Raw genomic sequence first — 14,178 nt, forward strand, 5'->3', positions numbered from 1 at the left:
CTAAGCCGCCTTGGCCGTTCACCGACGTGAACGGCATGTTGCACCGACCTGACTGGTTTACGACCCTCTGGCGCCCGTCGACGGAACGTTCCGTCGACGGGCGCTGTCCACACACAGATACCCTTGACAGGTGACCGACGCCCAAGAGACCGCAGCAGACCTGCCACTGCGCATCACCGGAGGGACCCCTCCGGACGACGGCGAATCTTCTGCGGCGGCGCCGATCCCTTTGCTCGAACCGCGTGAGGGCATTCCGCCGGTGGTCGCCGACGAGGCCGCGCTGGCGGAGGTGATCGCCGCCTTCGCCGCCGGCTCCGGCCCCGTCGCCGTGGACGCCGAGCGCGCCTCCGGCTACCGCTACGGCCAGCGCGCCTATCTGGTGCAGCTGCGCCGCGAGGGCGCCGGGACCGCGCTGATCGACCCCGTGGCCTGCCCCGACCTCTCCGGCCTCGGCGAGGCCCTGTCCGGCGTCGAATGGGTGCTGCACGCGGCCACCCAGGACCTGCCCTGCCTGCGCGAGATAGGCATGGTGCCCAGCCGCCTGTTCGACACCGAGCTGGCCGGCCGTCTCGCCGGGTTCCCGCGGGTCGGCCTCGGCGCGATGGTCGAGAGCGTGCTCGGATACGTCCTCGAAAAGGGGCACTCCGCCGTCGACTGGTCGACCCGGCCGCTGCCCGAGCCCTGGCTGCGCTACGCGGCCCTCGACGTCGAGCTCCTCGTCGACCTGCGCGACGCGTTGGAGAAGGAGCTGGACCGGCAGGGCAAGCTGGAGTGGGCCCGGCAGGAGTTCGAGGCGATCGCGACCGCGCCGCCGGCCGAGCCGCGCAAGGACCCCTGGCGGCGCACGTCCGGGATGCACAAGGTACGCCGGCGGCGGCAGCTCGGCGTGGTGCGGGAGCTGTGGGAGACCCGGGACCGGATCGCCCAGCGGCGCGACGTGTCCCCGGGCAAGGTCCTCAGCGACTCCGCGATCGTGGAGGCGGCGCTCGCCCTGCCCGCCAACGTGCACGCGCTCTCGGCGCTGAACGGGTTCGGGCACCGGATGGGGCGCCGGCAGCTGGAGCAGTGGCAGGCCGCCGTGGACCGCGCGAAGGCGCTGACCGAGGGGCAGCTGCCGCAGCCGGGACAGGCGGTCACCGGTCCGCCACCGCCCCGCGCCTGGGCCGACAAGGACCCGGCCGCCGCGGCTCGGCTCTCCGCCGCGCGGGCCTCGGTCTCGGCGGTGGCCGAGCGGCTCACGATGCCCCAGGAGAACCTGATCGCGCCCGACACCGTGCGACGGCTGTGCTGGGAGCCGCCGAAGTCCCTCGACGACGAGTCGGTGGCGGCGGCGCTCGCCGGGTACGGCGCCCGCGCCTGGCAGGTGGAGCAGGTGACGCCGACGCTGGTGGCCGCGCTGGCGGTCAAGGAGCCCCCGAGTTCCTGACGGCCGACGCCGCCCGGCGGGCTCTGCGGGGCCCGCGCAAGCGGAACCGGCACGTCGAGATCACGCCAAGCTCGGACGACGGTCCGGGGCGGAAGTGGAAGGGGACGGACCGGCCCACCTGGGCGGCCGTCCCCTTCGGGCTCCCCCGCGCGGATGTGACCTTCGCCGCTTGGGCCGCCGGGACTGTGCAGCTACGTTACTCATAAGTAGCATGGGCCTGAGCGCGCGCTCAGCGCATCGCAGCAGTGCCATCCCGCACCCTGGAGGAGAGCCATCGTGCCTCGTACCGTCAGGGATGTCGTCTTCGTCGACGGCGTCCGCACCCCGTTCGGCAAGGCGGGCCCGAAGGGCATCTACCACGAGACCCGCGCCGACGACCTCGTCGTGAAGGCGATCCGGGAGCTGCTGCGCCGCAACCCCGGCCTCGACCCGAAGAAGATCGACGAGGTCGCCATCGCCGCGACCACGCAGATCGGCGACCAGGGCCTGACCCTCGGCCGCACCGCCGGCATCCTCGCCGGTCTTCCCCAGTCCGTCCCGGGCTACTCGATCGACCGCATGTGCGCCGGCGCCCTGACCGCCGTGACGACCACCGCCGGTTCGATCGCCTTCGGCGCCTACGACGCCGTCATCGCCGGTGGTGTCGAGCACATGGGCCGCCACCCGATGGGCGAGGGCGTGGACCCGAACCCGCGCTTCGTCAGCGAGAAGCTGGTCGACGAGTCCGCCCTGTTCATGGGCATGACCGCCGAGAACCTGCACGACCGCTACCCGACGATCACCAAGCAGCGCGCCGACGAGTACGCCGTGCGCTCGCAGGAGAAGGCCGCCAAGGCGTACGCCGACGGCAAGATCCAGCAGGACCTGGTGCCGATCTCGGTGCGCCGCACCAACGCCGAGGCCGGCGAGACGGGTTGGGGCCTGGTCACGGCCGACGAGCCGATGCGCCCGGGTACGACCCTGGAGAACCTGCGGGGCCTCAAGACCCCGTTCCGCGTCCACGGCCGGGTCACCGCCGGTAACGCGGCCGGTCTGAACGACGGCGCCACCGCCTCGATCATCGCGAGCGAGGACTTCGCCCGCGAGAACAACCTGCCGGTCAAGATGCGCCTGGTCTCCTACGCCTTCGCCGGCGTGGAGCCCGAGGTCATGGGCTACGGCCCGATCCCGGCCACGGAGAAGGCCCTCGCCCAGGCGGGGCTGTCCATCTCCGACATCGGTCTCTTCGAGATCAACGAGGCCTTCGCCGTCCAGGTCCTGGCCTTCCTTGAGCACTACGGCATCGCCGACGACGACGCGCGCGTCAACCAGTACGGCGGCGCCATCGCCTACGGCCACCCGCTGGCCTCCTCCGGCGTCCGTCTGATGACGCAGCTGGCCCGCCAGTTCGAGGAGCAGCCGCACGTCCGCTACGGCCTGAACACCATGTGCGTCGGCTTCGGCATGGGCGCGACGGTCATCTGGGAGAACCCGCACTTCGAGGGGGACAAGTGAGCACCACCGCTGAGCTTTTGAAGGGTGCGGCCGAGCTGTTCCCCGACGAGGTCGTGACGTCCGCGCACGTACGCCACCTCGACCTGCCGTTCGGCGCCGGGCGCTTCGCGCTCATCACGCTGGACAACGGCCTGGACCACACCAAGCCGACCACCTTCGGCCCGGCCTCGCTGGCGAACCTCAACACCGCGATCGACCAGGTCGAGGCGGAGGCCGCGGCCGGTGGCATCGTCGGCGTCGGCATCACCGGCAAGCCGTTCATCTTCGCGGTCGGCGCCGACCTCAAGGGCGTCGAGCTGCTGACGAAGCACGAGGACGCGCTGGCCATCGGCAAGGGCGGCCACGAGGTCTTCAAGCGCCTCGCGGGCCTCGCGGTCCCGACCTTCGCGTACTACAACGGTGCGGCGATGGGCGGCGGCGTCGAGGTCGGCCTGCACTGCTCCTACCGGACCGTCTCCAAGGCGATCCCGGCGTTCTCCCTCCCCGAGGTCTTCCTGGGCCTGGTCCCGGGCTGGGGCGGCTGCGCGATCCTGCCGAACCTGATCGGCGCCGACAAGGCCGTCTCGGTGATCATCGAGAACAGCCTGAACCAGAACAAGCAGCTCAAGGGCCAGCAGGTCTTCGACCTGGGCATCGCCGACGCCATCTTCGAGGGCGCCGACTTCCTGGAGCAGTCGCTGCTCTGGACGGCGAACGTCCTCAAGGGCGACGTCGAGGTCGAGCGCCCGGTGATCGACCGCGGCGAGGCCTGGGACCAGGCCGTCGCCAAGGGCCGCTTCATCGCGGACTCCAAGGTGCACGGCGCGGCCCCGGCCGCCTACCGCGCCCTGGACATCATCGCCGCCGCCAAGAACGGCGACCTGCAGCAGGGCTACGACGCCGAGGACAAGGCGCTCGCCGACCTGATCATGGGTGGCGAACTGCGCTCCGGCATCTACGCGTTCAACCTGGTGCAGAAGCGCGGCAAGCGCCCGGCCGGCGCCCCGGACAAGAACCTGGCGCGCCCGGTCACCAAGGTCGGCGTGGTCGGCGCGGGCCTGATGGCCTCGCAGCTCGCCCTGCTCTTCCTGCGCCGCCTCGAGGTGCCGGTCGTGCTGACCGACATCGACCAGGAGCGCGTCGACAAGGGTGTGGGCTACGTCCACGCCGAGATCGAGAAGCTGCTGGGCAAGGGCCGGATCAACCAGGACAAGGCCAACCGCCTCAAGGCGCTGGTCACCGGTGTCCTGGACAAGGCCGAGGGCTTCTCCGACGCGGACTTCATCATCGAGGCCGTGTTCGAGGAGATGGGCGTCAAGCAGCAGGTGTTCGCGGAGGTCGAGGCGGTCGCCCCGGCGCACGCGATCCTCGCCACCAACACCTCCTCCCTGTCGGTGTCGGAGATGGCGTCCAAGCTCCAGCACCCCGAGCGGGTCGTGGGCTTCCACTTCTTCAACCCGGTCGCCGTCCTCCCGCTCCTGGAGATCGTCCGGGGCGAGCAGACCGACGACGCCTCGCTGGCCACCGCCTTCGGCGTCGCCAAGAAGCTGAAGAAGACCGCGGTCCTCACCAAGGACGCCCCGGCGTTCGTCGTGAACCGCATCCTGACCCGCTTCATGGGCGAGATCCAGAACGTCATCGACGAGGGCACCCCGGTCGAGGTCGCCGAGACGGCCATCGAGCCGCTCGGTCTGCCGATGTCCCCGCTGGTGCTGCTGGAGCTGGTCGGTCCCGCGATCGGTCTGCACGTCTCGGAGACCCTCAACCGGGCCTTCCCGGACCGCTTCACGGTCTCCCCGAACCTCGCGGCCGTCGTCAAGGCGGGCAAGCGCGGCTTCTACGTCTACGACAGCGGCAAGCCGGAGCTGGACCCCGAGGTCGCCGCGCTGCTCAAGCAGGGCGATGTCGTCCTGACCGAGGAGCAGGTCCGGGCCCGCGTCCTGGACGCGGTGGCGCAGGAGATCGGTCTGATGCTCGACGAGGGCGTCGTGGCCGAGGCCCAGGACATCGACCTCTGCCTGATCACGGGCGCCGGCTGGCCCTTCCACCTGGGCGGCATCACGCCGTACCTGGACCGCGAGGGTGTCTCGGAGCGCGTGAACGGCAAGAAGTTCCTGGCGCCGGGCGTCGCCAGCGTCCCGCTTCGCTGATTCGGCCGGGTGCCCGTACTTCCGTTGGGGGTGCGGGCACCCGGCGTTTTGGTGCTGGGGGCTGTGCCCCCAGACGGGCTGAGTTGTGCGCCGGCAGGGTCAGATCTCTCGCCAGGCCTCCAGGGCCAGACCCGGCTCCTCCTTGCGGCGGGTCAGCAGCAGGGTGCCGGTCGACGGTGACAACGATGCCGCGACGACCCGGTCGTCCTCGTCCAGCGTGACGCGGACCAGGGTGTCGGCCGGCAGGGACGGGCCGGACTCGGTCCACCAGGCGCCGGCCGACTCGTCCTCCGTCGGATAGGCGGCGAAGGCCACCCGGCCGCTCGCCGAACGCTGGGCGAGCAGGGTGCAGTCGTGGCCGTCGAGTTCACAGCGGACGGCTGACACCGGCCCGGGGCCGGCCGCGGCGAGTACGGCGGTGGGCTTGCCGCCGGGCCGCCAGGCGCACAGGTCACCGGAGTCGTCGGTGTAGAAGAGGGTGGTGCTGTCGGCGGACGTGGCCAGCGCGTGCAGGGTGTCCGGGCGGACTGAGGCCTCCATCGCCTCCTCAAGGACCGGCTGCGCGCCGGGCTCCTCCTGGCGCCAGTGCAGCAGGGCGCCGGGGACGGCCGCGTACAGCTCGACCCGCCCGGACTCGCCCGTGACCGCCGCCAGTTCGCCCTGGACGTCCCGGCCCTTCAGGTCCCACCAGGGGTTCCAGCCGCCCTTCTCCTTCTGGACGAGCAGGCTCACCCCGCCGCCGCTGTTGCGGACGAAGACATGGGCCCGGCCCTGCGCGTCCACCGCGACCGCGGGCGGGCCGGTGCGGATGCCCTTCTTGTCGGGGTGGCCGATCGGGTGCCAGTCCAGGGCGGCCAGGTGCGGGCGGAAGTGCGTGGAGTGCACCAGGCCCGACTCGACCTTCCCCGTGGGCCGCCAGGAGACCAGATGGGCGTAGCGGTCCGGGCCCTGGCCGACGGCGAGTACGGGGTGCAGCAACTGATCGCCGCCCACCGTGCGCGCGATGCCCCAGGGGCCGCCGGGTCCGCGTTCCGCCCGGCACAGGGCGGCCTCGCCGGACGGCAGGTAGACACTGAGTCGGCCGTCGCGGCCGCGTATGAGCCAGTCGCCGTTCACCGGTTCACCTTAAGCGGCGCGTGACGTCCGCCGTGGCGCACCCCCCTGCCCGGTCGTCGTAGCGGCGGATGAACGGGCCGGTCCGCCGTGCGACCCTGGGCCCATGGACCTCGAAGACCCGCTGCTCGTGATCGTCGACGCCGCGAACGTGGTCGGGTCGGTGCCCGACGGCTGGTGGCGGGACCGCAAGGGCGCCGCGGAGCGGCTGCGGGACCGGCTGGGCTCGGAGGGGCTGCCCGGCCGTCCCAGCCCCGTGGAGATCGTGCTGGTGGTGGAGGGCGCGGCCCGCGGGGTGGAGTCCGTGCCCGGCGTACGGGTGGAGTCGGCGCCGGGCAGCGGGGACGACCGGATCGTCGAGCTGGTCGCCGAGGCCCCCGGCCGGCCCTGCCTGGTCATCACGGCCGACCGCGAACTGCGCGGCCGGGTCGCGGACTTGGGCGCCGAGGTGACCGGGCCACGCGCGGTGCTGGGCGGCCGTCCCTAGGTCCTGCCGTCACACTCGCCCAGGCGCCGCTACCGCTCGGGCACCCGCGCGTAGAGCACGGCGCCGTCCACCCGCGCCACCTCCGCGTAGCGTGCCGTCAGCAGCCGTCGCAGGGTCGGTACGCGGTCCGGGGCGTACGGCTCGCCCCGGGAGTCGTCGACCACCAGGGCGGGCGCCCGGGCGGCCATCTCCGCGCGGAAGACGGGCCAGGCGCCCCGGACGGCGTACTTCTCGCCGACCTGGGGGCCGTTGCGGCCGCCGCTGTAGTTGGTGAGGAGCCCGGCGGTGAGGTAACGGCTGGCGGGGGTGCGGGATGCGAGCCAGTACGTCTCCGGGTGTATGCCCCAGAACAGGACACGGTCGGCGGGCGTCGTGCGCTGCGCGACCGCCGCGGCCAGACGCTGGGCGTGGGCGAGCTCGGGGCGGGGGGCGAGCAGGCCCCAGGTCAGGAACAGGGAGCAGCAGCAGGCCGAGGTGAGCAGCGCGGCCGTGAGCCGTTCGCGGGGCAGCGACCGCAGCGCGGCCGTCGCCAGCAGGGCCAGCGGCGGGGTGAGTTGCAGGAAGTAGTGGCCGAAGAAGTGGAAGCCGAGCAGGACGGCCCCGGCCGAGGACGCCAGCCATAGCCACAGGTCCGCCGCTCCCGCGCGGGCCGGCCGCGGCATCCGTACCACCGGCGGGATCAGGCCTACGCAGGCCACCGCCAGGATCGCCGTGTTGGTCAGGCCCCGGACCAGGATGTGGAGTTCGGAGCCGGTGAGGGTGGCGTAGGCCGCCGAGCCGGTGACGGTCCAGAAGAGGAAGCCGGCGGGGTCCGTGACCAGGGCCGCGCACAGCACCGGGACGACCAGTCCGGCGGCCAGCCGCAGCACCCCGCCGCGCGGGGAGCCGCGGCGGAGCAGGAGGTGCGCCACCGGCAGCAGGACCGCCCCGCCGGTCTGCTTGGCGAGGAAGGCGCAGGCGACGGCCGTCCCGGCGGCGCCCCAGCGGCGGCGGTCCGCGCACCACATCGCGGCGGCCGCGCAGGGCAGGGTGAACACCTCGAAGGTGGCGGCCTGCGCGTCCTCGGGGTTGAGCCCGACGGAGACCAGCAGATACAGCACCCCGGCCGTCCGGCCCGCGGTGTCGCCCCAGCGGCGCCGGGCCAGCGAGGCCAGCAGCACCGCGGTGGCCAGCTGGGCGAGGACCGCGAGGATCCGGACCGGCGTGAGCGACGCCGAGCCGTACAGCGCGAACGCCGCCTCGTACAGCCACGGCACCAGCGGCGGCTTGCGGTCCACGACCGTCTCGTACAGTCGGCCGCCGTGCGCCAGCATCCGGGCCTGTACGGCGAGATAGCCCTCGTCGGGGTTCCACAGCGGCCGTACGAAGGACGGCACCCGGGTGACGCAGGCCAGGGCCGCCAGCTGCGGCAGCAGTCTCGCCCAGTACACCTTCCGTACGACTACGGACCGTGGTGGGGCGAGGGGTGCGGCGAGCATGGGGTGCACGCTATCCGGCCCCGACGTCTCCATCGAAACGGGACATACGGGGCCGGGCCGGCGAGCCGGTCGATCACTCCGCGTTCATCTACCGCGCCGGGCCGCCGGGGCGGCCCTTGGTCACCGCGCCGGCCGTGTTCTCCCCCTCCCCCGCGAGGCGGCTGTGCGTGCGCCCGTAGAGGAAGTAGACGACGAAGCCGATGACCATCCAGATGGCGAACCGGAGCCAGGTCTCGGCGGGCAGGTTCAGCATGAGCCACAGGGTGGCGAGGACGGACAGGATCGGGATGAAGGGCACCCACGGGGTGCGGAAGGCGCGGGGCAGGTCCGGGCGGGTGCGGCGGAGGATGACCACGCCGAGCGCCACGACGACGAAGGCGAAGAGGGTGCCGATGTTCACCAGTTCGGCGAGTTCACTCAGACTGGTGAAGCCCGCGATGATCGCGATGAGGACGCCGAGCAGGATGGTCGGCCGGTGCGGGGTCCTGAACCTGGGGTGGACGACGGAGAAGAAGCGGGGCAGCAGTCCGTCACGGCTCATCGCGAAGAACACCCGGGTCTGACCGAGCAGCAGGATCATGCAGACCGTGGTCAGGCCGACGACGGCGCCGAAGCTGATCGCGCCCGCGAACCAGGGGTGCCCGGTGGTCTTGAAGGCGTCGGCGAGCGGGGCGTCCACGGAGAGGTCGGTGTAGTGCTGCATGCCGGTGACGACGATGGACACCGCCACGTACAGCGCCGTGCAGATGAACAGGGAGCCGAGGATGCCGCGCGGCATGTCCCGCTGCGGGTTCTTGGTCTCCTCGGCGGCGGTGGCCACCACGTCGAAGCCGATGAAGGCGAAGAAGACGACGGAGGCGGCGGTGAAGATACCCATCACGCCGAAGTTGGACGGGGCCCAGCCGAACATCAGCTGGATGAGCGGGGCCTTGAGGGTGCCCCCGGCCTCCACCGCCTGGGCCTTCGGGATGAACGGCCTGTAGTTGCCGCTCTGGATGAAGAACGCCCCGGCGATGATCACGATCAGGACGACCGTCACCTTGATGGCGACGACCACCTCGGTGACCCGCGCGGACAGCTTCATGCCGATCACCAGGATGGCGGTGAGCGCCAGGACCAGTGCGGCGGCGAGGATGTCGAAGCCGAAGCCGTGGGCCCCGTCCCGGCCGGCGAGGTAGTCGGGCAGGTGCCAGCCGGCGTTGTCGAGGAGCGAGCGCATGTAGCCGGACCAGCCGACGGCGACCACCGCCGTGCCGAGCGCGAACTCCAGGACCAGGTCCCAGCCGATGATCCAGGCGGGCAGTTCGCCCAGGGAGGCGTACGAGAAGGTGTACGCGGACCCGGCCACCGGGACGGTGGAGGCGAACTCCGCGTAGCAGAGCGCGGCGAGGGCGCAGACCACGCCGGCCGCGACGAAGGCCAGGGAGACGGCGGGTCCTGCGTTCTCCTTGGCGACCTTGCCGGTCAGGACGAAGATGCCGGTGCCGATGATGACACCGACGCCGAAGACGGTCAGATCCAGCGCGGACAAGGACTTCTTGAGCGCGTGCTCCGGCTCCTCGGTATCGCGGATGGACTGCTCGACCTTCTTCGTCCGGAAGAGGGTACTGCTCACGGGATACCTCCCACGCTTGTCGTCCTCGACATGCCTCGACATGATCGAGAGGGGGCGTGGTACGTATGCCCCGGCGTGGGCGCATTCACGCAAATGGGCCGGTTTCACCACCTCGACAGCGGTGCAACCGGCCCACGGGGCGCTCGTGGCGTTCTAGTCGCGCGCGGCCTCCACGGAACCGACCTCGGCCTCGGGCCGGTCGAACCGGCCGTCCAGCTTGGCGACCAGGCCGGTGACCTGGCGGGCGATGTCGGGGGCGGTCAGCCCGATCTCGGCCATGACCTCGGCGCGCGAGGCGTGGTCGAGGAAGCGCGGCGGGATGCCGAAGTCGCGCAGCGGGACGTCGACGCCGGCGTCGCGCAGGGCCTGGGCGACCGCCGAGCCGACGCCGCCGACCCGGGAGTTGTCCTCGACGGTGACGACCACCCGGTGCCGCTCGGCGAGCGGGGCCATGGCCTCGTCGACCGGCTTGACCCAGCGCGGGTCGACGACGGTGGTGGAGATGCCCTGCTTGTCGAGCAGGCCCGCGATCTCCAGGCACATCGGCGCGAGGGCGCCCACGGAGACGAGCAGCACGTCGGGCGTGTCCGTGCCCGGCTCGCGCAGCACGTCCATGCCGCCGATGCGGCCCACGGCCGGTACGGCGGGGCCGACGGCGCCCTTCGAGAAGCGCACGACGGTCGGCGCGTCCTTGACCTCGACGGCCTCGCGCAGCTGGGCGCGCACCTGCTCGGCGTCGCGCGGCGCGGCCAGCCGGAGCCCCGGCACGACCTGGAGGATCGACATGTCCCACATGCCGTTGTGGGAGGCGCCGTCGGTGCCGGTGATGCCGGCCCGGTCCAGCACGAAGGTCACCCCGCACTTGTGCAGGGCCACGTCCATCAGCACCTGGTCGAAGGCGCGGTTGAGGAAGGTGGCGTACACGGCGAAGACGGGGTGCACCCCGCCCGTCGCGAGGCCGGCCGCCGACACGGCGGCGTGCTGCTCCGCGATGCCGACGTCGTAGACCCGGTCCGGGAAGGTCTTGGCGAACCGGTCGAGCCCGACCGGCTGGAGCATCGCGGCGGTGATGGCGACGACGTCCTCGCGCTCGTGACCCAGCTTGACCATCTCGTCGCCGAAGACGGAGGTCCAGTCGGCGCCGGAGGAGGCGATGGGCAGGCCCGTGTCGGGGTGGATCTTGCCGACGGCGTGGAAGCGGTCGGCCTCGTCCTGGAGGGCGGGCTGGTAGCCGCGGCCCTTCTCGGTGAGGCAGTGCACGATCACCGGGCCGCCGAACCGCTTGGCGCGGGCCAGCGCCGACTCCAGGGCCTCGATGTCGTGGCCGTCGATCGGGCCGACGTACTTCAGACCGAGGTCCTCGAACATGCCCTGCGGGGCGATGAAGTCCTTCAGGCCCTTCTTCGCGCCGTGCAGGGTCTCGTACAGCGGCCGACCGACGACCGGGGTCCGCTCCAGGACCTCCTTGGTGCGGGCCAGGAAGCGCTCGTAGCCGTCGGTGGTGCGCAGGGTCGCCAGGTGGTTGGCGAGGCCGCCGATGGTCGGCGCGTACGACCGCTCGTTGTCGTTGACGACGATGACCAGCGGGCGGTCCTTGGCGTCGGCGATGTTGTTCAGCGCCTCCCAGGCCATGCCGCCGGTGAGAGCACCGTCACCGATGACGGCGACCACATGGCTGTCCGTTTTGCGAATCTGGTTGGCTTTTGCCAGACCGTCAGCCCAGCCGAGGACCGTCGAGGCGTGCGAGTTCTCGATGATGTCGTGCTCGGACTCGGCCTGCGAGGGGTAGCCGGACAGGCCGCCCTTCATCTTCAGCCGGGAGAAGTCCTGCCGGCCGGTCAGCAGCTTGTGCACGTAGGACTGGTGGCCCGTGTCCCACAGCACCTTGTCCTTCGGGGACTCGAAGACGCGGTGCAGGGCGATGGTGAGCTCGACCACGCCCAGGTTGGGGCCGAGGTGGCCGCCTGTCTTGGAGACGGCGTCGACGAGGAAGGTCCGGATCTCCTCTGCCAGCTGGTCCAGCTCCTCCAGGCTGAGCCGGTCCAGATCGCGCGGTCCCGAGATGCGGGTCAGCAGCGGCACCCGTGCCTCCTTGCAGTAGAGCTGATCGAGCTGTTGCCGGGCTTGTCGAGTCTAATGTTCCGCCTGAGCGGCCCGTGTCCGGGCTGTACGTGATACGTCACGCCAACGGCGGTACCCAACAGAAGGTTCCTCAAGACACGCCTGTGCCCGGCACCTTGACGGCACCGGGCACAGTCGGACAGCGGGCTGCTACGCGCGACCAGCGGTCTTCTGCGTCTTGCGGGTGATGGAGTCGATCACCACGGTGGTCAGCAGGACCGCCGCCGTGATCATGTACTTCACCGGCTCCGCGATGGACTCCAGCTGGAGACCGTACTGGATGGAGACGATGACCAGGACACCGAGCAGCGCGTTCCAGGTGCGGCCACGGCCACCGAAGAGCGACGTACCACCGATGACGGCGGCGGCGATCGCGTTCATCAGCAGGTCACCGGTACCGGCGCTTTGGTTGGCCGAGGCGATCTTGGAGGCCAGGAAGAGACCGCCGATCGCCGCGAAGCCGCCCGAGATGGCGAACACGGAGATCCGCACCGCCGTGACGTTGATACCCGCACGCCGGGAGGCCTCGACGCTGCCGCCGAGCGCGAAGATCTTGCGACCGTAGGCGGTGCGGCGCAGCACGAAGTCGGTGGCGATGAGGAAGGCCAGGAAGACCACGGTGGCCAGCGGCAGGCCCTTGTACTGGTTGTACATGAAGGCGGCCGCGAAGGAGACGACGGCGAGCAGGCCCGTGCGCAGCAGCGTGTCGCTGAGCGGACGGGACGGGACGCCCACGGCCTCACGGCGGCGGTTGCCCAGGAAGGACGAGACGAAGAACACTCCGACCACGACGGCGGCCAGTCCGTAGGCGGCGGCCACGTCCGCGAAGAAGTACGTGGTCAGCTTGCCGATCAGGCCGTCGCTGTCGAGGTTGATGGTGCCGTTCTCGCCCAGGACCTTGAGCATGAAGCCGAGCCAGAACAGCAGACCGGCCAGCGTGACGGCGAAGGCGGGGGCGCCCAGCACCGCGAAGAAGAAGCCGTGCAGGGCGCCGATGGCGACGCCCGCGCCGACGGCGACGAGGATCGCGGCCCACTCGGGCCAGCCCTGGTTGACCGCCAGGACGGCGGCGAGGGCGCTGGCCGCGCCGCTGATCGAGCCGACCGACAGGTCGATCTCGCCGAGCAGCAGCACGAAGACGATTCCGACCGAGATCATGCCCGTGCCGACCATCGTGACGGTGATGTCACTGATGTTCTGCGCGGACAGGAAGTTGGAGTTCAGGCTCTGGAAGACGACGCAGATGATCAGCAGACCGAGGACGACCGGGAGGGAGCCCAGTTCACCGGCCTTCATCTTGCGCTTGAACTCGCCGAGGTAGCCCGCCAGGCCCTGCTCGCGCACGAGCAGGCGGGGGTCGACCGCGGTCACCGCGGCGGCCGCGGCCTCGGGGTTCTCCACGGCGTGCTCGTCCTGCGCAGCCGCGGAGGTCTTGTCGATGCTCACTTGGAAACCTCCCCGGTGGAGCGCGCCGCACGGCGGGTCACGGCGTTGTCGGTGGCGCCGGTGATGGCGGAGATGATCTCCTCCTGCGACGTCGTCCTGACGTCGAAGACGCCGTTGTTGCGCCCCAGGCGCAGGACGGCGACCTTGTCCGCCACGGCCTTGACGTCAGCCATGTTGTGGCTGATGAGGATGACGGCGTGACCGCGCTCGCGCAGTCGCTCGACGAGGTCGAGGACCTGGGCGGTCTGCTCGACACCGAGGGCGGCGGTGGGCTCGTCGAGGATCACCAGCTTGGGGGCACCGAGCATGGAGCGGGCGATCGCCACGGTCTGGCGCTGACCGCCCGAGAGCGAGGCGATCGGGATGCGGACGCTCGGGATGCGGATCGACAGCGTCGTCAGCAGCTCGCGGGAGCGGCGCTCCATCTCGACCTCGTCGAGAACACCGCGCCGCGTCAGCTCGCGGCCCAGGAACAGGTTGCCGACAACGTCGATGTTGTCGCACAGCGCGAGGTCCTGGTACACCGTCGCGATGCCCAGGTTCTGGGCGTCGTGCGGCCTGCTGATCGAGACGGACTTGCCGTCCCATTCGATGACGCCCTCATCGATGGGGTGCACGCCGGCGATCGTCTTGACCAGCGTGGACTTTCCGGCGCCGTTGTCGCCCACCAGGGCGACGACCTCACCGGCGTGGACCTCAAGCTCTACGTCGGTGAGCGCCTGAACGGCACCGAAACGCTTGGAGACCCCGCGCAACGCCAGCACGGGCGTAGCGGACACGTGAACCATCTCCTTCGCCGCCTGACCCGGCGGGAGGTTGTGCAGAGACTTTGGGGGGATTTCCGTCCGGCGCCCCGCACCGAGCTTGCG

At 71.2% G+C, this 14,178-nt stretch carries 10 protein-coding genes; 4 read left to right on the forward strand and 6 right to left on the reverse strand.

The genetic code is table 11. From position 1 onward, the window contains the following. Positions 1-130: 130 nt before the first annotated feature. From IPZ69_RS33775 to IPZ69_RS33785, 3 genes are all read left to right on the forward strand, one after another. A complete protein-coding gene (locus IPZ69_RS33775; protein ID WP_235458483.1) occupies positions 131-1,426 on the forward strand; it encodes a ribonuclease D in 1,296 nt (431 codons plus the stop codon). Positions 1,427-1,702: 276 nt separating this feature from the next. Continuing rightward, a complete protein-coding gene (locus tag IPZ69_RS33780; protein ID WP_235458484.1) occupies positions 1,703-2,920 on the forward strand; it encodes a thiolase family protein in 1,218 nt (405 codons plus the stop codon). Then, complete coding sequence (locus tag IPZ69_RS33785; protein ID WP_235458485.1) at positions 2,917-5,049, forward strand: 3-hydroxyacyl-CoA dehydrogenase NAD-binding domain-containing protein; 2,133 nt, start codon at positions 2,917-2,919, stop codon at positions 5,047-5,049. The genes IPZ69_RS33780 and IPZ69_RS33785 overlap by 4 nt, the downstream gene beginning before the upstream one ends. Positions 5,050-5,148: 99 nt before the next feature. Here IPZ69_RS33785 and IPZ69_RS33790 read toward each other — a convergent pair whose 3' ends face one another. Beyond that, positions 5,149-6,165, reverse strand: coding sequence for a hypothetical protein (locus IPZ69_RS33790; RefSeq protein WP_235458486.1), 1,017 nt, complete (start codon positions 6,163-6,165; stop codon positions 5,149-5,151). A 103-nt stretch (positions 6,166-6,268) separates the two neighbouring features. On the opposite strand from IPZ69_RS33790, the gene IPZ69_RS33795 reads away from it, so the two are divergent. Next, entirely contained in the window at positions 6,269-6,649 is a 381-nt protein-coding gene (locus tag IPZ69_RS33795; protein WP_235458487.1) for an NTP pyrophosphohydrolase, read from the forward strand. A 29-nt stretch (positions 6,650-6,678) separates the two neighbouring features. On the opposite strand, the gene IPZ69_RS33800 is transcribed toward IPZ69_RS33795, so the two are convergent. The 5 genes from IPZ69_RS33800 to IPZ69_RS33820 all read right to left on the reverse strand — a co-directional run bounded on the left by IPZ69_RS33800 (position 6,679) and on the right by IPZ69_RS33820 (position 14,097). Next, positions 6,679-8,127: an ArnT family glycosyltransferase gene (locus tag IPZ69_RS33800; protein ID WP_235458488.1), complete on the reverse strand. Its 1,449-nt coding sequence runs from the start codon at positions 8,125-8,127 to the stop codon at positions 6,679-6,681. An 88-nt stretch (positions 8,128-8,215) separates the two neighbouring features. Further along, on the reverse strand, positions 8,216-9,742 hold the full coding sequence (locus IPZ69_RS33805) for an amino acid permease (RefSeq protein ID WP_235458489.1): 1,527 nt from the start codon (positions 9,740-9,742) through the stop codon (positions 8,216-8,218). Between the two features lie 153 nt (positions 9,743-9,895). Next, on the reverse strand, positions 9,896-11,824 hold the full coding sequence (gene dxs / locus IPZ69_RS33810; RefSeq protein ID WP_235458490.1) for a 1-deoxy-D-xylulose-5-phosphate synthase: 1,929 nt from the start codon (positions 11,822-11,824) through the stop codon (positions 9,896-9,898). A gap of 189 nt (positions 11,825-12,013) precedes the next feature. Then, complete coding sequence (locus tag IPZ69_RS33815) at positions 12,014-13,309, reverse strand: sugar ABC transporter permease (RefSeq protein WP_235458491.1); 1,296 nt, start codon at positions 13,307-13,309, stop codon at positions 12,014-12,016. Further along, positions 13,306-14,097, reverse strand: a complete 792-nt coding sequence (locus IPZ69_RS33820) for an ATP-binding cassette domain-containing protein (RefSeq protein WP_235458492.1) — start codon at positions 14,095-14,097, stop codon at positions 13,306-13,308. The genes IPZ69_RS33815 and IPZ69_RS33820 overlap by 4 nt, the downstream gene beginning before the upstream one ends. Positions 14,098-14,178 lie beyond the last annotated feature (81 nt).

It is taken from the genome of Streptomyces olivochromogenes (assembly GCF_021538895.1).
Classification (GTDB): domain Bacteria; phylum Actinomycetota; class Actinomycetes; order Streptomycetales; family Streptomycetaceae; genus Streptomyces; species Streptomyces olivochromogenes_A.

Bases quoted from the DNA above. Each gene is read 5' to 3' on its own strand.
- IPZ69_RS33800 (WP_235458488.1), bottom strand. From the start codon at position 8,127: ATGCTCGCCGCACCCCTCGCCCCACCACGGTCCGTAGTCGTACGGAAG.
- IPZ69_RS33795 (WP_235458487.1), top strand. From the start codon at position 6,269: ATGGACCTCGAAGACCCGCTGCTCGTGATCGTCGACGCCGCGAACGTG.
- IPZ69_RS33820 (WP_235458492.1), bottom strand. From the start codon at position 14,097: ATGGTTCACGTGTCCGCTACGCCCGTGCTGGCGTTGCGCGGGGTCTCC.